The 20,963-nt window shown below is 40.6% G+C and carries 14 protein-coding genes and 1 tRNA gene; 5 read left to right on the forward strand and 10 right to left on the reverse strand.

The annotated features are described in order from the left end of the window. Positions 1-76: 76 nt before the first annotated feature. From I8752_RS00530 to I8752_RS00555, 6 genes are all read right to left on the reverse strand, one after another. Positions 77-1,915 carry an ABC transporter ATP-binding protein gene (locus I8752_RS00530; protein WP_214430364.1) on the reverse strand — a complete coding sequence of 613 codons (1,839 nt, stop codon included), beginning with the start codon at positions 1,913-1,915 and terminating at the stop codon, positions 77-79. 151 nt (positions 1,916-2,066) lie between these two features. Then, positions 2,067-2,966, reverse strand: a complete 900-nt coding sequence (locus tag I8752_RS00535; protein ID WP_214430365.1) for a hypothetical protein — start codon at positions 2,964-2,966, stop codon at positions 2,067-2,069. Between the two features lie 342 nt (positions 2,967-3,308). Beyond that, positions 3,309-3,491, reverse strand: a complete 183-nt coding sequence (locus I8752_RS00540; protein ID WP_214430366.1) for a lasso peptide — start codon at positions 3,489-3,491, stop codon at positions 3,309-3,311. Between the two features lie 105 nt (positions 3,492-3,596). Further along, positions 3,597-5,612, reverse strand: coding sequence for a lasso peptide isopeptide bond-forming cyclase (locus tag I8752_RS00545; protein ID WP_214430367.1), 2,016 nt, complete (start codon positions 5,610-5,612; stop codon positions 3,597-3,599). Then, positions 5,609-6,043: a lasso peptide biosynthesis B2 protein gene (locus I8752_RS00550; protein ID WP_214430368.1), complete on the reverse strand. Its 435-nt coding sequence runs from the start codon at positions 6,041-6,043 to the stop codon at positions 5,609-5,611. Before I8752_RS00550 ends, I8752_RS00545 begins: the two co-directional genes overlap by 4 nt. Then, on the reverse strand, positions 6,027-6,341 hold the full coding sequence (locus I8752_RS00555) for a PqqD family peptide modification chaperone (protein ID WP_214430369.1): 315 nt from the start codon (positions 6,339-6,341) through the stop codon (positions 6,027-6,029). Before I8752_RS00555 ends, I8752_RS00550 begins: the two co-directional genes overlap by 17 nt. A 696-nt stretch (positions 6,342-7,037) precedes the next feature. Here I8752_RS00555 and I8752_RS00560 point away from each other — a divergent pair. Beyond that, positions 7,038-7,109 (forward strand) — tRNA-Gln (locus tag I8752_RS00560). A gap of 669 nt (positions 7,110-7,778) precedes the next feature. After that, a complete protein-coding gene (locus I8752_RS00565; RefSeq protein WP_214430370.1) occupies positions 7,779-9,977 on the forward strand; it encodes a GumC family protein in 2,199 nt (732 codons plus the stop codon). 74 nt (positions 9,978-10,051) lie between these two features. Here I8752_RS00565 and I8752_RS00570 read toward each other — a convergent pair whose 3' ends face one another. Beyond that, a complete protein-coding gene (locus tag I8752_RS00570) occupies positions 10,052-10,531 on the reverse strand; it encodes a hypothetical protein (RefSeq protein WP_214430371.1) in 480 nt (159 codons plus the stop codon). Between the two features lie 263 nt (positions 10,532-10,794). Here I8752_RS00570 and I8752_RS00575 point away from each other — a divergent pair, with 263 nt between their 5' ends. Continuing rightward, positions 10,795-12,090: a hypothetical protein gene (locus I8752_RS00575; RefSeq protein ID WP_214430372.1), complete on the forward strand. Its 1,296-nt coding sequence runs from the start codon at positions 10,795-10,797 to the stop codon at positions 12,088-12,090. Between the two features lie 91 nt (positions 12,091-12,181). Here I8752_RS00575 and I8752_RS00580 read toward each other — a convergent pair whose 3' ends face one another. From I8752_RS00580 to I8752_RS00590, 3 genes are all read right to left on the reverse strand, one after another. Further along, on the reverse strand, positions 12,182-13,327 hold the full coding sequence (locus tag I8752_RS00580) for a SpoIID/LytB domain-containing protein (protein WP_214430373.1): 1,146 nt from the start codon (positions 13,325-13,327) through the stop codon (positions 12,182-12,184). A gap of 258 nt (positions 13,328-13,585) precedes the next feature. Beyond that, positions 13,586-16,264: a non-ribosomal peptide synthetase gene (locus tag I8752_RS00585; protein ID WP_225895366.1), complete on the reverse strand. Its 2,679-nt coding sequence runs from the start codon at positions 16,262-16,264 to the stop codon at positions 13,586-13,588. 13 nt (positions 16,265-16,277) lie between these two features. After that, the gene (locus I8752_RS00590; RefSeq protein ID WP_214430374.1) at positions 16,278-16,955 is read right to left on the reverse strand and encodes a DUF6875 domain-containing protein; all 678 of its coding nucleotides are present in this window, start codon (positions 16,953-16,955) and stop codon (positions 16,278-16,280) included. 868 nt (positions 16,956-17,823) lie between these two features. Between I8752_RS00590 and I8752_RS00595 the strand changes: the two genes are divergently transcribed. Continuing rightward, positions 17,824-19,440, forward strand: coding sequence for a serine/threonine-protein kinase (locus I8752_RS00595; protein WP_214430375.1), 1,617 nt, complete (start codon positions 17,824-17,826; stop codon positions 19,438-19,440). A gap of 595 nt (positions 19,441-20,035) precedes the next feature. Continuing rightward, on the forward strand, positions 20,036-20,797 hold the full coding sequence (locus I8752_RS00600; RefSeq protein WP_318780803.1) for an FHA domain-containing protein: 762 nt from the start codon (positions 20,036-20,038) through the stop codon (positions 20,795-20,797). The last annotated feature ends 166 nt before the right edge of the window (positions 20,798-20,963 follow it).

Genomic DNA, 20,963 nt, shown 5'->3' on the forward strand with positions numbered 1-20,963 from the left:
ATTTTGTACAAACGATCGCATATTTTTAATTAAGTGAGTTGATTTAGAAAAAATAATTACTTGATTGAGTAAATTACTAAATTAGGCTATTTTCAATTTTGGTTGACGAACCAGCTTCCATTTGATCTCGCCAAGACTGTGCGTAAAGACCGTTTAAATTCAACAATTCGTTATGGCTACCAGATTCTACAATCTGGCCAGCACGCATCACGTGAATAATGTCTGCCTGCATCGCTAAGGTAAAGCGATGAGTAATTACAATTGCAGTGCGATCGCTTGCTAAACTACGGAATCTCTCCAGCCAATCATTTTCAGCCCAAGGGTCCATAGCACTAGTTGGTTCATCCAAAATAATAATTTGGGCGCGTCGAAAAAATGCCCGTGCTAGGGCTAGGCGCTGCCATTGTCCGCCACTCAAATCAGTTCCATCTGGAAACAACTTGCCTAACATCGTGTTATATCCTAAAGGCAAGCGTAAAATCTTCTCATGGATACCTGATGCTTGAGCTGCTGCTTCAATTTCTGCCTGATTTGATGCTGCTGACACATCACCCAAAGCAATATTTTGACCAGCCGTTGTATAGTACGAGGTTGGAGATTGAAACAAAACGGTAATTAATCGGCGGAGTTCTTTTACAGAAAAGTCACGTAAATCTACCCCATCGAGTTCAATACTTCCGGAATCAGGGTCATAAAAGCGGCACAAAAGCTTAATTAGCGTGCTTTTTCCAGCACCGTTATCGCCAACGATCGCCACAATTTTACCAGATGGAATTGTGAGATTAAAATTCTCTAATACAGCTTCTTCATTACTAGGGTAGCTAAATGTAACCTGCCGAAAACAAATTGCTTGTTTGGGTTTTAAAGGCACTGGTACAGGGTTAGGCGGATCGACAATTTTGGGCTGAATCTTTAAAAAATCAAACAAATTACCGATAAACAAGCTATTGCGATAAATTTGTCCCAGATTACCTAAAATATCTTTAACAATTCCTTGCCCTTGACGAAATGCTTGAAAAAAGAGGGCTAAATCTCCTAAAGTTAAAATCCCTAATAATACTTGTCGCCCCATCCAAACTAAGGCGATACCAGAGATAGTTAACGCAATTATCGCCGCAACGAAGCGACCTATAGTTTGATCTCGCAGGAGTTTTAGCTGTTCGTGTCTGAGTCGGCGACGCAGATTTCTGTAAGATGACCGGAAGTGATTGGCAGAGTCAAACAACCTGATTTCTGCTGCCATAGCACTGTTTGTCAGTAGATAGTCGTAGTACATCAGCCATCTGCGATCGGTTGTGGTTCTTTGCGACCATTGATACTGAACTTTGTTTAAGTAAATCAGCACATAAAATGCCGGAAAGGCGCTGATAACAAGAATGGTGGGTAGCCATAAACCATAAGGAAGCAAAACCGCAGCCATCGCCAACAAAGTAACGCCGTTCTGCAATAGACCGCCAGTACTTTCTAGTAAAGCAAGCGATCGCCCACTTGCTCCTTCCCTAGCTCTATTTAATTTGTCGTTATACTCAGAGTATTCATAAAATCCATAATCTACAGCAACCGACTGTTTTTGAATCAAATTAGTGATATAGTCGCCTACCAATTCTGATTGAGCTGTGCGAATCCATTCAGCCGCACTACTCAACAACTCCCCCACGAGCATAATGCCCGCTATTAAACCTACTGGTAAAAGAATTTTCTGGATACTGGCCGTAGAGATACCAGAACCAGTGACATGCACCAAAGCATTCACCGCCCAGGGAGTGAGAGAAATAGAAGCTGCGGGAAGCAATCCTTGGACAAACAGCAAAACCATCCAGACTAATGTCCAATACCTAGATGCACTCCACACCAAGCTGAGAGTTCTAAGCAAATGGGAAAATATGATGTTGGCGCTGCGAAGTTTGCTAATCAAGATATCAAAACCCTATAAATTCTCGAAGCAATTACAAAGAACTAAAAATATAGCCGTAGTTATCCTGGTCAGGACAGTGTTGATTGCTCAAAACTCAAAAGCAACTGGGTTTATACTTAGCACTCAGCACTCAGCACTCAGCACTCAGCACTCAGCACTTCGCTGTAGCAGTCAGAGTATCGGCGCTGTCTGCCAAGTCATGCTCAACAAGCTTCACTAGTTCGGGTAAGTCTGCTAGAGCAGGTTTGCGAGTGAAGCGACGGAAGCTAACGTTTTTTACAAGCTCAGTACAAAGACGCAGATGAGAAGCAACAAATTCTGGTTCTGTCACTGCCATCATGGCACGGGTGTGACGCACCAGTTCTACGAAGGCATCTTGGGGTTGCAAACTGGTAATTTCGTGATTAGTGCCCTTGGAAAGTACATAAATCCGGTGTAACGGTAGGGGATTTTGTTGGAAACCTCGACGAGGAAATTTATAGGCTAGCTTAAATGAATTTTGAGTAACCGGAGATAAACTGTCGGTATTGTGTCCTAGAGAAGCTAATGCTTCCGGCCAAAGCTTAAATTGAGGGTAGGCAGGAAAAACTGTTAGACGACCTGCGGTGATTTCCACAGGCATGACATCATCTGTTAAAGTATCATAACCCTGAGTGTGGAATGCCGCTGCTAAAGTTGATTTACCCCATCCAGAACCACCCATAAATGCTACTGCTTTGTTGTTGATATCAACACAACTAGCATGAAGAACCAGTAGTCCTCGTTGCCGCAGTAATACGCACAATATAGGCCCTAAAACTAGGGTGCGGAGTAAAGCTTCTTCCACCCCAGGCAGAGTATCAACAATCACCTCATTTCCTTTGGATATGACAAATTTACCAACTCCTGGTAAATCTCCCAAGAAATTGCTACCGCGATCGAATTCCGCCCCAGTGACATCGCCGACTTTACCAAACCGTACAATTACATCTGGATTGCCCTCGCTCTCAATCAGTTCGGGCAAAAGTAGTTCAGAAGCAATGTATAAATTGTAGGCTTGATAAACTTTCATATTTGGTTATATGCGAACTATTACTATCTTCTCAAGAACAGTTTATTAGTACAGCATTTCATAAAATCGTAGTGAATTAACTAGTCCATTAATAATGGCTATGATTCAGTAACATCACGACTTTTCTGTACTTAGGATTCTGGCAATTAAAATCAATATTTAAAACTCAAATTTCACAAAAAATACATTTATTCAGATGAAATGCCACGGGGATGCGCCATAATTTTTGGTCAAATCCCTGCGGCAATCTATCTAAATAGTTTTTACAAATCCCATCCGAAGTTTGCAGGGAGAAGTAGTAGAACTATTTCTCCTGCAATTTTCCTATTTGATGGATAGCCTTTATTGGTGGAGGTCTACGGAACCATCACCAGTGATTGGGCTGTTAGTAGCGGGGTTGCTTGCGGGAGAGGAACTGCCGGGAAAGAACAAGAAATCGTCCTTATCGGATTTGCCTAGCAGTTGGGTAATCTCCGCAACGTTGCCGTGAGTTGTTAAAGTGGGTGTGCTGTACTGTTTTTTCATGATTGCATCTCCTCGTTTTGAGTTTGATTTGTAATTTAGGGTAATAACCCTTAATACTTGGACTTACAGCGTGCAAATAAAGTCACAACCTGCCAAGAATTGGACTTACAGCATCACTTGCTTGTGGTCAAGCCACAAAGCTAAAGTAACAGCCTGCCAAACTACCGTACTGTCATCATTGCTAGCTTTGTCATCGGCTGATATCAACCGCTGATAAGCTGTTCGTAAGAAATCTACATTTATATACTTTTCGATACTTTCTAATTTATTGCACATCACTTCATCTAGAATCTGGCGATCGCGATGCACTAGACCATGCAGAAAATTCGGTGTTAAATTTGTTTTTCCCCCTCGCCATTGAATTGTTTCTGGTAAAATGCCGTCTAAGGCACGACGCATTACCATCCGACCCCATCCTTGGCATAACTTCTGCTCAGAAGGTAACGCTAGACAAAATTCAATTAGTCGCTTGTCCATAAATGGATGACGAGCTTCTAAGGAAAACATCGCTGCATATTGATCCATCTGCTCTAAGGTGTAAACCAGTATTCCTTGTGTGAGACTACGCCAATGTTCTTCCCGAAGGGTGAGCGGCGATTGGGTGGAGTTATCTAGTGTCTGAATCCGCTCTTCTAAATGAATTTGTTCGGCAAATTGACGCTTAACTAAGGGAATTTGCGAAATCAAGGATTTCTGAGATTTTTCTTGTTTATGCCAACGTTGCAATATTTGCTGTATAAAGGGTTTGATTCCATGATGGATAATCAGTAGTTTGCGGGAAATACCAAAATATTGGTGGATTTTCTGCACTGCTTGAGCAAATGCTATCCAGCGGAACTGTTTGGCTAAATCCCGCAGTTGTGGCAAACCATAATTTCGCAACACAGCGGTGTGTGAAACATTATGATGTGGCGATAAAGCTTTTACTTCTTGGGCAAAAGTGTTCCACTTTCCTTGGCGAGCGAGTTCGCTGAGTCTAGTCGTACCGTGGCTAACGGTGGTGTCTCCATCAAAACCATCTAAAGTAATTCGCAGTCCCAATTTTTTTGCAGCATCATTGATCGTCCAAGGATAAAAATGACTCGGCCCCAACAAAGCTTCATCTTCATACTGGAAAATACTATTCAAGTTAGATAGCGGGCCAATCCCATCGCCACGAACATAGTGGGGAATTAATCCTCCCTGTTCGAGTACCGCATTGATATACGCACGCTCGTCACATTCAGGAATTTTGTCAAAAATACTTGAAATGGTATGTAGCTGAGTTTTTCCTTCTTGAGTAAGTAAATTCCGGGCTACACAAGTAATAGCAGAAGAGTCTAATCCACCGCTTAAGTGAGCTGCGATCGCAAAGGCACTACGCAAGCGACAGCGTACTGCTTCTGTAAATATTTTCCGAAATTCCGCTGCATAGGCTTCGTTCGATTCTAACTGTAATTCCCGCTGCTCCAGCGTCCAATACGACCAGATATTTAACCCTGACTGGTTAACAACCATACTGTGAGCGGGAGGAAGCCGCAGGATATCTTGATATGTAGTGATGGCTTTGTCTTCCATCATCAATGCCAAGTAATCAGCAATTCTTACCTCGTTTAGTCGGCGCGGTACTTGTGGTAAACATAACAGCGCCTTAATCTCTGAAGCGAATACAAAGACTTGATTTGGTAGGTAATAGTAATAAAAAGGCTTGACTCCAAAATGATCTCTTGCACAAAAAAGAGATTGCTGGCGTTTATCCCAAATAGCAAAGGCAAAGTCACCTAAAAGATGTTCTGGGCAAGATTCGCCCCACTTTTCATAAGCAGCTAATATAAACTCGCTATCTGTAATCTTTTCAATTGGGCGTTCTGGCAGTTTCAATAAGGGTATCAGTTCCTCTCGATTATCAATCCGAGCATCTGCTGTAATTACAAGATTCCCTGCTTGATTCACTAGAGGTAGTTTCTCTATTAACGATTCAGGAGTTGTCCATAGCATTCGATGTCCAAAACCAACAGACTCCTCAACCCAGATATCTGCACCATCGGGGCCTCGATGTGCAAGTATATCAACCATTTTTTCTAAATATTGATAACTCACAGGCTGACTGTTGAGATTTTGAACACCCATAATGCCACTCATAATTTCACTCCCTCCAAGGATGGCAGTGGCATATAGCGCGAAAGGTCTTGAAGATTGCCAATCACAACCCATCCTTGGTACTCAATCCAAGCATGAGCTTCCAGTTTTCCTGTTTCTCCTTTTGTAACACCGATGCGGAGTTCGGGAGAATAGCCGTAGCGATTCATCAGTACTTGAGTAGCCAAAGCACGCGCCAAACACTTTGCCCCAGGTACATAGCGGGTTGCTGCATTGACAGCCCAAACAATTTTGCTTATGGAGACTCGACGGTAAGTCTGCCCTTGCTGGCTAATTCTATTTAATAGTTTTAGTAAGGTGCTAAACCGTAGTAACCACAGCCCTAATCTGATTCCTGCCAATAAAATTAAGGTCTCGATTAAAAAATAGCGATCGCCTGCTCTCAAGCACAGGAAATTACGCAATCGTCTCATTTTTGACCTCAATTAGTCCAGCAGCTAGCAGGTTATTCAGTAAGGCTATCAGGTCGCGATCGCAACGTTCCGCTTCTACTTCATACTCTTCTAAAAGAATATACTTAATATCTTTAACAGCTTTTGGTTCTTGGATTAAAGTCCAAATCCTTGCTCCTATTTCATTTAATCCATGATAAATCCCAGTCTTGAGATGCAGAATGACCGCTTCGCCACCAATATCTGAGAAGATTTGCTCTTTATCTGCTACTACTACTGAAGAGTCTGAGATGTAAGTTTCTAATTCTGTAAATTTCATTTTTTCAATTTCCCACTGATTACCTATCTAAGATTTGGCATAAGTCACGCATTGTCTACAATGCTTGCCATATTTACATTTGGTAAATAGAAAAGTGATTTTATACACGAGCTTTATCATAACTTGCTAACGAATTATCAAAAGCTAAGGTATCGACCCAGTTACGATCTCAGACAAAATTTACCTCTGTAGCACGATATTTTTTATATAAAAGCTACACTTTATAGTTCTGTCATAATTTTTTCTGATTAAGATACTCAAAAATTTTTGATAAAAAGTGTTAATCATATAAACCAAGCGATTCAGTAGCATTCATTTACATAGTCTTGTATCCAATATTTTGGATAAACTAGGAAATTTACTCACTGTATTCAATTGTTATTTTACATACATGTATTCTTTTTTAAAGACAGATTCATCAAAAAAACACAAATATGTCAAATTTTTGTAAAGTAAAATTGCACCAATGCTGTTATTAAGCATTCACTAACTGAGTGCAAACAAATATGAGGTTGTGCTGTTTATCGGTACTCTTTAGTCAGTACTTGCTTACAGTACGTGGGGTCATTTTCTTTCCAAAAACGGTAATTCAACATCTATTGGCTGAATGTATCATTATGGGGTTTTCCTGAATCTCCTCTTCAAGTACTTGACATTATCCCCAGATAGGCTGCTATATTAATGAAGGCATGACTTTGGGGCGTAGCCAAGTGGTAAGGCAGCGGGTTTTGGTCCCGCCATCCCTAGGTTCGAATCCTAGCGCCCCAGTAATTATCAAAAAATATTTCTTATTTATAATCGGGTTATTGAGTTTGACAGTTCTCCATAGCCTAATTGCTGTTTATCCACTACTGCAAGAGTTCAGGTGAGATGAGCAATTCCGATCGAGGCATATTCTTCCAAGCAGCAAGTTAGAGAATTATTTTGTGACTAAGCTTTCATCTTGGCTGATTCAAACAGCAATGCCGAACAAGAACAGAGAATAGAGAGTTCCTAAATTTGAACGCTTTATCCATAGTTGCAAGCAATCTCGGCATAATTCTTTGTTAAGTAGACTTTAAATTTGCAACTCAACTTCTAAAAGTCAAGCACTCCTTACCTCCTGGGAGCTTGTAACAATTCCCATAGCTTTGATTCAAGACTAGACGAACTCACAAATTTATCCTACGCAATGTTACTGTAGTTATATTGCACTACACAAACTTAGCCTGTATTTTAAAGACTGTAGTCAAAAAGATGGGTACATTAGCCTAGTTTTTTACAGCACCCACAATATTGAGGGTATTTGGACTATATAATTAATCAATTAATTTATTAGTTTGTTTGAGTACACTAGCAAGCCAAGGTAATTTACGAAAAGTCCAACTACCTACGCCAATATCAAAGTCAAAGGATTCACTTGTGTAGAAAGTTTTGGTAGTCTAATTTACAAATACTATGCAAAAGTCAGAGAAATATACTCACCCGTTGTCACAAGCTAATGCTGCTCAATTAAATGACAGTGATGAGGGTGGATTAAATCTGGGTCAAATAGGAGCAGTTCTGCGTCGCCGAATCCTGTTAATTCTTGGTATAACAGGCTTTTTAGCAACGGCGGCGGTGTTGAAGGCAGAAACCGATCCTCCAGTATATCTGGGGACATTCGAGATTTTAACTAGACCAGTAACGGGTGAGAGCAAAGTTATACAAGATGTTCCTCAAGCCCTAGGTGATGAAGATGCAGCCGGAAAATTAAACAACACAACAATTCAAGTTTTACAAAGTCATCGAGTTCTCGATCCGATTATTGAAAAGCTGCAACCTAAATACCCAGACCTGACTTATCAATCACTAGTTGATAGCTTAGTTATTCAACCTGCTGTCAAGAACGGACAGATTTTACAAGTTCAATATACCGATGATGACCAACAGAAAGTTATCGATGTTTCCACTTTACTTGCTGATGCTTATCTGAAGTATAGCTTGCAAGATCGTCAATCAGACATAGATCAGGCGATTAAATTTGTTATTGAACAAAGAAAGCCATTGGATGAGCGAGTTAAATACTGGCAAAACCAATTGCGAAACTTGAGATGGGAAAATAGCTTAATCGATCCAGCACAGAAAGCTAATGAATTATCTGGTCAAATTGCTAGTTTTCGGCAAGAGCAAATAAATAATCGGGTGGAAATAGAAGAATTAGTAGCTAGATATGAAGATTTGCGAAGGGAATTAGTGCAACAGCCAGGTGAAAGGGCTGGAAACAGCGTGTTAAGCGAAAATGCCAGATATCAAAGGATACTGGATCAAATTCAAACAGCGGACATTGAAATCAAGCAAAAGTCAGCCGTGTTTACGGATGACAATCCAGCAATGGAGACATTAAGGCAAAGGAAAGCTTATTTACTTCCCTTACTTGCACAAGAAGAAATGCGAGTTCAAAGAGATTTTCAAAGTCGCATCCGCTCTTTGATAGCGCGCGATCGCGCTCTTGAAGATAAAATAAAAAATCTCAACAATAGTGTTAGAGAATTAGCAACTATTAGCCGGAATCACGATAACATTCAACGTGAATTACAAATTGCCAACAATGGACTGACGCAATTTACAGCTAAACAACAAGCATTAGAAATTGAGAAATCTCAAAAGCAACAACCTTGGTCGTTACTCGATCCGAAACTCACTGAAGTGAATGAACCTGCTACCGTCTCAGACAGTGCTAAGAGAAACTTAGCCCTAGGAGGTATTTTAGGTTTATTGTTGGGTGTAGGAGCAGCTTTAGTTGTGGATAAACTCAGCGATATCTTCTACTCTGCTCAAGAACTCAAAGAGACTACTAGACTACCACTACTAGGGACAGTTCCTTTAAGAAAAGAACTTGAAGGAGCAGGAGCAAATGTCTCAAGAGGGGTACAACAACCACTTCGTGCTTCCTTTTTTGAAGTTTTTCGCTCTCTATACACCAATATTCTGCTTTTAGGTTCAGATACTGCTATTCGTTCTTTGGTGATTAGTTCAGCAGGACAAGGAGATGGTAAATCTACCATTGCAATACAGCTAGCACAGGCCGCCGCCGCAATGGGTCAAAGAGTATTACTGGTAGATGCTAATCTACGTTGTCCTAGCCTACACAATCGAGTAGGACTGATGAATATTCAAGGATTGACGGATGTAATTTCCCAAGATTTAGACTGGCACAACGTCATCGAGCGATCGCCCATAGAGGAAAATTTATTTGTCATGACTGCTGGGCCCATTCCTCCAGACTCGGTTAGGTTGCTTGCATCTCATAAAATGCAAGATTTGATGAACGACCTCCAAGCAAGTTTCGACTTAGTTATTTATGACACCCCACCTCTATTAGGATTTGCAGATGCCTACCTCCTAGCTAATAATACTAATGGTATTGTGCTAGTGGCTGGTTTAGGTAAGCTAAAACGCACTGCCCTACAGCAAGTCTTAGAAGAAATTAAAATATCAGGGACTCCTTTCTTAGGGATGATAGCCAACAAATCCAAAGATGCTACACCTGTTTCTCACAACTACTATCAGCAATATTACAAACAGAGCAGTAGTGCTGAGAGGGTCAGTGTAGAAGTGGTAAATGAAAGTAATTCCTCAGCTACTTCTGCTTTAAGAAGAACTAGAAGACCTTAGACTGGATAATTAAGACAATCAAAAGTCAAAAGTTTTTCTTTTGACTTTTGTATTATTTACATAGCAACAAAAACTTACTTATCGGGCGATTTCAAAGCCTCGTCTAAAACTTGTCTAGCCTGTTCTGCCCTTGCCCGCGCTTCTTGGTAACGCACATTAGCTTGAGCAAAATTTTTGAGAACTTTAAAACCTTCCTTGAGGCGTGTAATTTCCTCTTCAGTGACTGAGTTATCTGAAAATAGAACATCAACAGCCTTGCGAATTTCTAATGCTTCAGTGCGAGATTCCTGAACTTTTAGCTTGAGTGTAGCTAGGTTGTTTAGAACCTGGACAGCTTGTGTAATAGCGTCCTCACCGCTAGTAGAATCAGTAGTTGGTTCTTTCACTTCAATTAATTGTTGAGGGCCAAATCCTTCTTCTAATTCCGTGGATAGCTTACCTGCATCCATCAGTTCCACCAACTGATCCATCGCTTTTTCACGGGCTTTAGCTGAATCTTTGCCAGGAACAGTGAGGATAATTTCTGGGCTTTGAGCGAGAGTATACTGAGCCATATTTAGGACAGAAAAGTTGCTGGTTAACCAAGCCAAGGTAGATTATCTTAACATGAAGAGAGTGGCAAATAGCAGCTTTTTAATTCAACTAATCTAATCTTCTCTGGCAAGCTGCCAATGCTGTTTCTAGATATTGGCAAGTGTCAAGCTTAAAATCAAAGTAGGCTGGGCGATCGCAAACTAGACAAATCTGAGAATAAGGGACTCAATAATAAAACTTTATACTTAAGAGAGAAAGTGAATTTCAACAAAAGGGGAGAGCTATGGCTCCTAATCCCACCATTATGCAAGCTGTGGAACAACTGGGCTACCGCGTTACCATTGGTGATGTGGCAACCCAGGCAGGATTAAATGTTGCGGAAGCTGGACAAGGATTACTAGCTTTAGCTTCTGATGCTGGCGGACATTTACAAGTAGCAGAAACTGGTGATATTGTTTACCAATTTCCGCGAAATTTTCGAGAAATTTTACGTAACAAATACTTGCAATTACGATTGCAGGAATGGTGGAAAAAGGTTTGGGGGATTTTGTTTTACCTCATTCGCATTTCCTTTGGAATTGTTTTAGTTGCTTCTATCTTCCTAATTACTATTACCATCATTATCATCGTCACTGCTGCCAACTCAGACCGGGATAGTAACGATCGCGGTAGCAATTTCGGTGGTGGGTTCTTCTTTTTCCCTGATTTATTCTGGTACTTTAGCCCAAATTACGATACTCACTACCAACAACGGCGGCTTGAAAGGCATCAACAAAGCAATCTGAATTTTTTTGAGGCTATATTTTCGTTTTTATTTGGCGATGGTAATCCTAACGCCAACTTAGAAGAACGCCGTTGGCAAGAAATTGCAACCGTAATTCGTAGTCATCGTGGCGCAGTAGTAGCAGAACAAATCGCCCCATATTTAGATAATCTCGGTGAGGTATATCAACAAGAATATGAAGATTATATGTTGCCCGTTCTCATCCGATTCAACGGGCAACCAACGGTAAGTTCTCAAGGAGAGATTGTCTATTACTTCCCAGAATTGCAAGTACGTGCAGCTAAACAGCGTCGGGAGTCAGTCCCAGTGTATTTAGAAGAATTGCCTTGGCGTTTTAGTGCAGCTAGTTCTGGGCAAATCACTTTAAGTGCTGGGTTAGGTATACTCAATTTTGTTGGTGCATTGGTTTTGGGAAGTTTGTTAAGAGATGGCACAGTTGCCGCCCAATTAGGTGGTCTAGTAGCTTTTGTACAAGGGATTTATTGGCTGCTATTGGCTTACGGAATCGGTTTTTTAGGCATACCATTGGTGCGGTATTTCTGGATTAAGTGGCGCAATCGCAAAATTGTGGCACGCAACCGCGATCGCCTTTTGCGAGCTAGGCTATTGGCAAGTCCAGACGCAGCTTTACAGCAAAAAATTGACTACGCCCGTCAGTTTGCCAGCGAAAAAGTCATTGGGCGAGAAGACTTAGTATATTCCACCGAAACTGACTTACTAGAACAGGAAGTCGAGCGTTCTGCCCAAATTGATGCTGAATGGCAAAAACGCCTCCAGCAAGGGAGTGGGGAGTAGGGAGTGGGGATTGGAGATTGGGAATTAGGGATTAGGGATTAGGGATTGGGAAAAGTACTTTTTTATCTTTTTCCCAGTCCCCAGTCCCTAATTACTTCGTCTTAATTGGTGTGAGGGCTACACCTTGGTAATAATGACCTAAAATTTGCAAGTGGTTGGCTCCTTGTTTTGCCAGATTGTATGCACCCCACTGACTCATACCTAAAGCATGACCGAAGCCAAGCCCTTGCAATACAAAACTGCCATCTGCTCCTTTGGAGACGCTAAAGCGGGTGCTTTTAAGTTTGAGTGCAGTCCGCACTTCCTCACCTTGTAGTACTTTTGTACCTCTGTCGCCAACTATTTTCAAAACTTTGACACTGCGGAAAGGAGAGTAGCTTTCTGGAATCATATCCTTAACATTGCCAACCCCAGAAATTCTGGCACTAATTTCAGCAGGCGAGAAGGTTTTTACCCAATTACACTCGCTGATATTTTGATCGTAGTCCTGAACAGCGCGCAGATAAGGTTCTTTACTTCCCCAAACATCCTCCACATTTTCGGTATGTCCTCCAGAACAAGCATGAAAGACTGAAAGAATAATTTGGTTTTTGTAAGTTAGTACCTGCCCTGCTGTAGAATCGACTGCGGCATACGTAGCAGGAGATTCACTGCTGACACCTTTGTAAATTTGCCAGCGATCTGGACTATCACCTAAATCGTAAACAGGATTATTGCGTTGTTTTTCCCGCTCGTAAAGGGCATAAGTACGAGCCGCGATCGCTTGAGCTTTGAGGGCTTCTTGGGGCCAGCTGGCATCCATTTCCCCACCTATAACGCTGTAGAGATATTCTTGGTCGTCAACCCAGTTAACGGCGGTTAAACCTTTTTCTGTGGGGACGACTAGAATTCTACCTCGAAACCAGCGATCGCCAATATAAACGAATCCTTTACCTGTCGGCTCAATCCAAAACAAACCAGACTGCCACTTATCCAAAGCAACTCCGCCAGGAATCGGCTGGGCATAAAATGCACTCATCCCCGGTAATTGTCCGAGAGTACGACCAGTACTATCTTTAATAAGTGCAGTTGTGGAACTACCGACTTTTACTTGATTGACATTCCTCTCAATTGCCACACGCAAAATTACAGCTGCTTGAGTTGGAGCAACCAAAGCAATCCACAAGAAAATACTGAGCCACCAATGACGTACTTTGATCTGGGAAAATAAAGAGCCGAGGTACAGTTGGAATTTCATACCGATCGTTTAAATCAAAATTAGTATCTGTTTGACGCTCCGGACTCTAGCGCCTAGTACTTAAAATTAGACAGTTCTCCAACACAGGAGGTTGCCACTTCCTACTAATTATGCATTGCATTTTGATTAGCCTGTGGGGTACAAGTCAACTAATCGTCGTTCTTGCTTTAAGCGATCGATTTTGGTATGTAGCTTTTGTGTCTAATTCATGCATGGGGAATAGCCGGGCTAGCGCTAAAGCAGCAACCCCTTCACGAATTAGTAATTTTCAGCCAAGCCTTTATCTATGGCAACCTTCAATTTTTCAGCCAGCAACTGGACATTAGGCTTTTTCAAAAGACCAAAGTGATCGCCAGGAATCTCATAGCTTTCCAATTCTCCCGCTACTAACTTAGTCCAGCCCAGTTCTGGCTCAACTCGAACCAACTTCTCCCTAGCCATGAAGAGAGTAATGCGACCTAAGTAAACTTGCGGTACATAGTGTTTGGCATACTTTAAAACAGCACCGTAATATGCCGCGTGCCCAACTAAGTGTTCGAGAGTTTTAATTCTAAAAAACTTATGTTTCAAAGCGAAGGAGCCATAACTTTTGCTCAACTTCTCTATGACATTTTTTACAATGTACGTAGGGCCAATTTGTAAAAGCTGATTCAAGTGAAATGAAAGTCTCTCGGAGCTTGATATTGCTTTTGTTGTACCTGGTAGAAAAGTATCTAGCAAAACTAGCAAAGCAACTTTTTGACCTTGTGAGATTAATTGTTGAGCCATTTCAAATGCAATAACACCTCCAAAAGAATGACCTCCTAGTAGATAAGGTCCTTCAGGCTGGAGAGTTTTTATTTCTTGAATGTAGTCAAATGCTAGTTCTTCTAGTCGATTCTGCTTAACTAGCTTTTCCTGCTCATGGCCTGATAATAGTCCATAAACAGGTTGCTCTGGATCTAAATAAGAAATTAAAGGTTGATATATGCTAATACCTTGGCATAGAAATAAAGGTGGTTTAGAACCACAGGGTTGAAGCGGTACTAAATATGACCAAGACTTCACTAATGCCGATTTGCTAAGAATTATAGCTAATTGCTCGATAGTCGGATTTTGAAGAAGAATACTCACAGGCAAATTTTTTTTAAAGACTTTCTCTACCTGGGCAAGCAGGCGCACTGCTAGTAGAGAGTGTCCGCCTAAACTAAAGAAATTATCTTTGATGCCAATAGGTTGCATCCCTAAAACTTTTTGCCAAATTTTTACTAGTTGTATTTCCACCTCATTGCGAGGAGCGACAAAAGTTCCTTCTAGTTCTTGTCTGATTTGAGCGGGTTCTGGTAGAGAACGTCGGTCTACCTTGCCGTTAGGAGTCATTGGCAAGGTTTCCAAAAGTACAAAAGCTGAAGGCACCATGTACTCAGGCAATCTCTGTTGAAGAAAACGCCGCAGTTGAGCAATCTTGACTGCGCGATCGCGATCGAGAACAATATAAGCTACTAAGTACTTATCTCCAAGAACATCTTCTCTGGCTATGACCGCAGACTGCTGCACAGCAGGGTGTTGAGCTAGTACTGCTTCAATTTCGCCCAACTCGATACGGAAGCTACGAATTTTTACTTGCGAGTCTTGTCTACCAACGTACTCAATGTTACCATCTCCCAGGTAACGAGCTAAGTCACCAGTCTTATACATTAGCGCTCCTGGTTCTTGACTAAAGGGGTTAGGAATAAATTTCTCCCTCGTCAAATCAGGACGTTTGAAGTAGCCACGGGCCAGTCCAGCACCACCAATATGCAGTTCACCTAAGTCACCAACTCCCACAGGCTGCAAATCTTCATCCAAAATATAAATCTGTGTATTGGCGATGGGGCGACCAATAGGGGCAATCAGATAATTGCTGTTTTGCTGGCATTTCCAGAAAGTAGCATCAATGGAAGCTTCTGTCGGGCCATAGCAGTTATGCAAAACATTGTCCAATTTCAATTTGCTAAAGAAATCTTCAATTAGTTTGACAGGTAAAGCTTCACCACCACAGGTAATGTGCTTGAGAGTTTGACAATTTTCGATTCCCTTTTGCTCTAGTAATGCACGCAGCATAGAAGGCACCAAGGCCATGACAGTAATTTGCTGCTCAGAAATCAGCTTCACAAGGTAAGCAGGATCTTGATGTCCGCCAGGGCGAGCTAAAACCAGTTGCGCTCCGAAGCACAACGACCAGAATATCTGCCATACCGAGGGATCGAAGCTCAGAGAAATATTCTGTAAAACTTTGTCTGCTTGAGTTAATTCAAAAGTTGTTTGCCGCCATTGGAGTTGGTTGTAAATTCCCCGATGGGGAATCATTACACCCTTGGGTTGTCCTGTAGAACCAGAAGTGTAGATTATGTAGATGAGATTATCGGGTGTTACCTCACAAACCAAATTTTCTAGACTATTTTGGGTCAGCATTTCCCACTCTGAGTCTAAACAAACTACTTGCGCTTGATGAGCTGGTAGGCTTTTTAGCAAGCGCGCTGTGGTTAGAATCACAGGTGTCTGAGTGTCTTGCAAAACAAAGGCTAGGCGTTCTGTAGGATATGTGGGATCTAAAGGCACATAAGCGCCTCCCGCTTTGAGAATTGCGAGCAATCCCACTATCATCTCCAAAGAGCGCTCCAAACAAATGCCAACGAGTACCCCAGATTCAACACCTAAGCTACGTAAATGGTGCGCTAGTTGATTTGCCCGTCGGTTGAGCTGCTGATAAGTTAGTTGTGTATTTTCAAATACCACAGCAGTTTTATCGGGCGATCGCTCTACCTGAATCTCAAACATCTGATGAATGCATAGATTCTGGCAATGAACTGTTTGGGCGATATTCGATTCCTGGATAATGCGATCGCCAATCAGCTGAGTTAAAGTGTCTAAATGAATACTTTGTTTATCTGCGGTCTTCTCAGTATTTATATTCATTTTGTATAGATGATTACTTTATGAATAAATGTTCTTTTTTAAGTTGTTCTTGAGCTAACGCTAATGCTTGATAAGCACTGTTTAATTTTGTTCGATCTCCAATTTTGTGAGCGAAATGCTTTAAATAAGCTTCGAGATACCTTATACGTAAGTAGGGTTGGTCATCCTGACTCTGAAGAAAAGGAAGATCGGATTCAACCATAAAACGAATTGCCAATAAGGGAATGGGACTACGAAGCGGACGAAAGTTGGGGTTATGCAGACCAGAACTTTGAGTATGCTTGTGAAATTCACCTATCATTAATCCTGACTCCACAAACAACGGTTTAAGTTTTCTTTGAACTTCATCAATTAATTCAAAAGTTTCATTTTTATGGATATCAGGGAAGATCAGTAAAAAAGCTCTGTTAATTGCTAATTCTTCATCTTCTACATCTATCTTCAGGAATATATCGCGATAGCTTCTAACAATTTCTTCTAATTGCTGTGAATCTAAATTTTTCGCACGAATAACCGCCATACGAATGCTGTTTGTTTTGAGAGCGTGATTCACATAAGGGCAAACTGGCCCAGTTCTGCCTAAATCTGGGTGATGTCTTCCTAAAAAATTTTTAACCCACTCCATGACTTCAATTAAGTAAGGAAGGTCTTGCTGGAGTTGTTCGATTTCAATAGGTGTATAGAGTTGCATTATTTTGGAACAGACGCACTAACTGTGTAATTTCCCATTCAAAATTATTCATAAACTTACAACAAGCATATGAATAACTATCACCAATTCAATCAAAATATCTTGACGATTATCTATCTTTGGATTGATATAGTTTAGAAGATGATAAAATGCTCTGCTATTTTTAATGAAAAATAATTTATTGCTAGTTTTTGCATGTTTCAGACTATAGCGTTTGACTTTTTGCATTATCAACCCGCTATTATATTTACCAAAAAAATTGTAAAGCTGATATTGAAATACTGATTTGCATTATGAAGTTTTAGTATAGATTTAACATAACTTTATGATGTAATTAAAAATCTAAATATAATTACTTATTTCAATAAAGTATAAATAAAATAATAGAATTTATGCTTTGACAAACAATGAATTAGAAGGTCTACACTTTACTCCGATGTCAGTGCAAGTAATTTGTTGTAGCAAAATTATCGTTTCAAAAAAATACACTTGTCTCGCGTATTCCCTTAGTACAGCAGATACACAATAAACCTAACCTTGGGTAACGCTGTACTAACACCAGTCCCTTGAATGGAGAAACTCTATTTAAAGCTTGCCTAGAGGGAAACTAACCTACTTGCGCGGCTGTCAGGAAACCGCTCAGGGAGGGTATTACAATCAGGCTAAATGCTTGTCGGAAGTGTAAGTATAATAAATTGTCTAATTTTTAGATTAGTTTACGTAGTAGTTTGCGTAACTCTAGGTTTACTTTAGGAACTCTTCAAAGGATTTCCAGCAAAAATCACCTGGTAAGAGTCGATTGCAATCTCAATAATTGAGACAGAGTGTAAAACTCCCCGTGATTATTCGTGCAGCGAGTTGACAGTGCATGAGCTACTGCTTAAATCCTACCTGTCCCAATCCAGAAAATGTGGCATATAGCCAAAGATGTCAGTCTTGTGGCTCGCGACTACTGTTGCGCGATCGCTATCGGGTACTCGAACCATTAGGTCAAGGTGGCTTCGGAGCAACTTTCTTAGCTCTAGACGAAGCCTTACCAGGAGAACCGAGTTGTGTGATCAAGCAACTGCGTCCCTCAGGAACCGCACCACATGTTTTACAGATGGCGCGAGAACTCTTTGAGCGAGAAGCTAAAACCCTAGGCAAGATTGGCAATCATCCGCAAGTACCAAGGTTACTTGATTATTTTGAAGAGCAGGAACAATTTTACTTAATTCAGGAATACATCAGCGGTGCTACCTTACAGCAGGAGGTTAAACTTAACGGGATCTTAAGTGAAACCGGAGTCAAACAATTCCTGAGTGAGATTTTGCCATTACTGCAATATATCCACGAGCAAAAGGTAATTCACCGCGATATCAAGCCAGCTAATTTAATTCGCCGCACTCAAGATGCCAGAATGGTACTCATTGACTTTGGTGCTGTCAAAAACCAAGTCAGCCAAGTAGCAACCAACCAATCTGGACATACAGCACTAACCGCATATGCGATTGGTACTCCTGGTTTTGCACCACCAGAGCAAATGGCGATGCGTCCAGTCTACGCCAGTGATATCTATGCTTTGGGAGTGACATGCATTTACCTACTAACTGGCAAAACTCCTAAAGATTTGGATTACAACCCCACAACAGGTGAGATGATGTGGGAGCAACTGGTGCATGTGAGCGACCATTTGACTAGTGTGCTGCGGAAAATGTTAGATGTATCTGTTCGCAATCGCTATCAGTCGGCTACAGATGTACTCAGAGCATTAGAGATAGAACCATATTTAGAAAGTTTATCTAAGGGCTTATTAGTTAAATCTGATACTACTATTAAAGAGCGATCGCACAACCGTCACGAAGATTCTGCTGTTTTATGCAGCAATCCTTCTGCTCCTCCTACTGGTATTGGAGTGGCACAAGTAGCAGCCGCAATTCGAGCTAGACGAGCAAAGGCTGTGGAAGCAGCTGGATTAGATGCAGGAGGAATGCGTCACGGTTATGGGACGGCTAAATCAACTTTGCCCAATAGCAACAGTAATGGTTCGCAAACTCAAGTTTCTAAAGTAGTGCGGAAATTAGATACCCAAAGTTTACTCACAGCCTATCTCAAGGGAAGACGGGACTTTGCCCTTCACAATTTAAATTTGCTAAACCTGCAAGGTGCTGACTTATCCGAGACAAATTTTCATTCAGCTCAATTGCAAAATACTAATCTCCAGGGAGCTAATCTGCACAATAGCGACTTTGGCAGAGCTAGTCTAACTAAAGCAAATCTCAAAGATGCTAATTTGAGCAAAGCTTATTTCAACCATGCTGATTTAGAAGGAGCAGACCTTAGAGGTGCAGACCTCAGCAATGCCTATCTCAGTAACGCCAATCTTCGTGGAGCTAATCTGTGTGGAGCTAATCTCAGTGGTGCTAAGATTTCTGACGAACAGATGGCACTAGCAAAGACTAACTGGATGACAGTACGTCCCAATGGAAAACGAGGCTTGTTGTGATTTGAGAGTTAAAATTTGGAATCTTAGAAGGTCGATTCCAAATTTTAAATTACAAATCAAAGTTATTTGAATTGCCCCATTGCTATGAGGGCAACGATCGCTAAAAACTAGCAGTTAAATTTATTGTGTTAGCATTTTGGAAGTGATACCGAATTGGGATAAATAATATTGTTTGAGAGTTCTGGAACAGCTTTGTAGTAAAGGCTTTTAATCTAACATCTCAAATCAAAAATTTGTCCGGCCGGTTTTCGTGCGATCGCAGCGACTTGCTGTGAAGTTATGAAATTAGAAAATTTTGCTAGTATCTTGCTATTTTAAAAATTAATTATAATTTTGCTTGAGGATTTATTACAAAATTCTTAACAATTTCCATCTGTTAAAAACCTAATATTATACTTTACAATAAACAACAAAGCATTACAATAATTCTTACTATTGAATTTTTTTATTATATTTATGGTTGTAAGGAATATTATAGGTAAAGTTCTATGGATAAAATTTTCAAGTTTAACCAACTACAGCCGCTGAATTGTCCATAATAATAGCGGCAAGAAAAAAGGCAATTATTCTAATTATCGACTGAGATTAATTATTCATGATGACTGAAATCAGCAAGTCAAACTTGTGGCCTGTAACAGAATTGGCTATGATGGCTGAGTCGCAAGATCGAGAATTAAAACGACGATTAAGTTTATATCAAGTATTCCTGAAGTTGTATGAGCATCATGGCACGCTTCTAGATGAAATACTTCAGCTAGAAAACTCACCCCAGCCTTCATTAGCTCTAATGACGATACCTTATGTAATGGGTGTAGTTGATGGTTCTGCTGTGTATGTGATGACTAATTTGTACAAACGAACGGAAACTTTACAACAATCACAAAAGATTTGGACAATCGGTCGAGATCGCAATAGTGGAATCTACCTTGAAGATCGATATATGTCTCGTCGCCATGCTGCTATTCAATATATTGAGAATAAAGGCTTTTGCTTAATCGACTTCAAAAGCACAAATGGTTCTTTCGTAAATGGTAAACGCACTCTCCAATCAATTGAACTAAAAGATGGCGATCGCATCCGATTAGGGAATATGACTTTTGATTTTTTCTCTAATGATTCTAACCGCATCTTACCGACCGTAGCTATGGAGTTACTAATGCAGCTTACGCCTCGAATAGGTGGTACAGAAGAAACACTTGGCATAGTTAGTAATTTACAAACACCTCGACCTAACAACCTAGATAAAACTCAACAGATTTCTCAAGACCACAGCTTGATTAATAACTTAAATGCCAAGCAGCAATCAGAAATTTTAGACCGCTTTTTTAATAGAGAGATACCAATTAATCCTAGCTAGAAAATTTTCAGTCCAAAGATTTAAAATAAAATTTCAGTTTATTGAACTTATTGTTTATACATCTCAGACGGGAGCATTCCAAGTTTGAAAATCTAACTTCTGTGTTTTGATTCCTAATCCAACAAAGATACTATCGATAGTAGTAACTCTGCTGGAATGAACTTTT

Source organism: Dendronalium phyllosphericum CENA369 (assembly GCF_016056275.1).
Classification (GTDB): Bacteria; Cyanobacteriota; Cyanobacteriia; order Cyanobacteriales; family Nostocaceae; genus Dendronalium; species Dendronalium phyllosphericum.

Excerpts from the sequence above, each read along its gene's own strand:
- I8752_RS00595 (WP_214430375.1), top strand. The coding sequence starts at position 17,824 with ATGAGCTACTGCTTAAATCCTACCTGTCCCAATCCAGAAAATGTGGCA.
- I8752_RS00585 (WP_225895366.1), bottom strand. The coding sequence starts at position 16,264 with ATGAATATAAATACTGAGAAGACCGCAGATAAACAAAGTATTCATTTA.
- I8752_RS00570 (WP_214430371.1), bottom strand. The coding sequence starts at position 10,531 with ATGGCTCAGTATACTCTCGCTCAAAGCCCAGAAATTATCCTCACTGTT.
- I8752_RS00555 (WP_214430369.1), bottom strand. The coding sequence starts at position 6,341 with ATGAAATTTACAGAATTAGAAACTTACATCTCAGACTCTTCAGTAGTA.
- I8752_RS00575 (WP_214430372.1), top strand. The coding sequence starts at position 10,795 with ATGGCTCCTAATCCCACCATTATGCAAGCTGTGGAACAACTGGGCTAC.
- I8752_RS00590 (WP_214430374.1), bottom strand. The coding sequence starts at position 16,955 with ATGCAACTCTATACACCTATTGAAATCGAACAACTCCAGCAAGACCTT.
- I8752_RS00540 (WP_214430366.1), bottom strand. The coding sequence starts at position 3,491 with ATGAAAAAACAGTACAGCACACCCACTTTAACAACTCACGGCAACGTT.
- I8752_RS00550 (WP_214430368.1), bottom strand. The coding sequence starts at position 6,043 with ATGAGACGATTGCGTAATTTCCTGTGCTTGAGAGCAGGCGATCGCTAT.
- I8752_RS00565 (WP_214430370.1), top strand. The coding sequence starts at position 7,779 with ATGCAAAAGTCAGAGAAATATACTCACCCGTTGTCACAAGCTAATGCT.
- I8752_RS00535 (WP_214430365.1), bottom strand. The coding sequence starts at position 2,966 with ATGAAAGTTTATCAAGCCTACAATTTATACATTGCTTCTGAACTACTT.
- I8752_RS00545 (WP_214430367.1), bottom strand. The coding sequence starts at position 5,612 with ATGAGTGGCATTATGGGTGTTCAAAATCTCAACAGTCAGCCTGTGAGT.
- I8752_RS00600 (WP_318780803.1), top strand. The coding sequence starts at position 20,036 with ATGATGACTGAAATCAGCAAGTCAAACTTGTGGCCTGTAACAGAATTG.
- I8752_RS00580 (WP_214430373.1), bottom strand. The coding sequence starts at position 13,327 with ATGAAATTCCAACTGTACCTCGGCTCTTTATTTTCCCAGATCAAAGTA.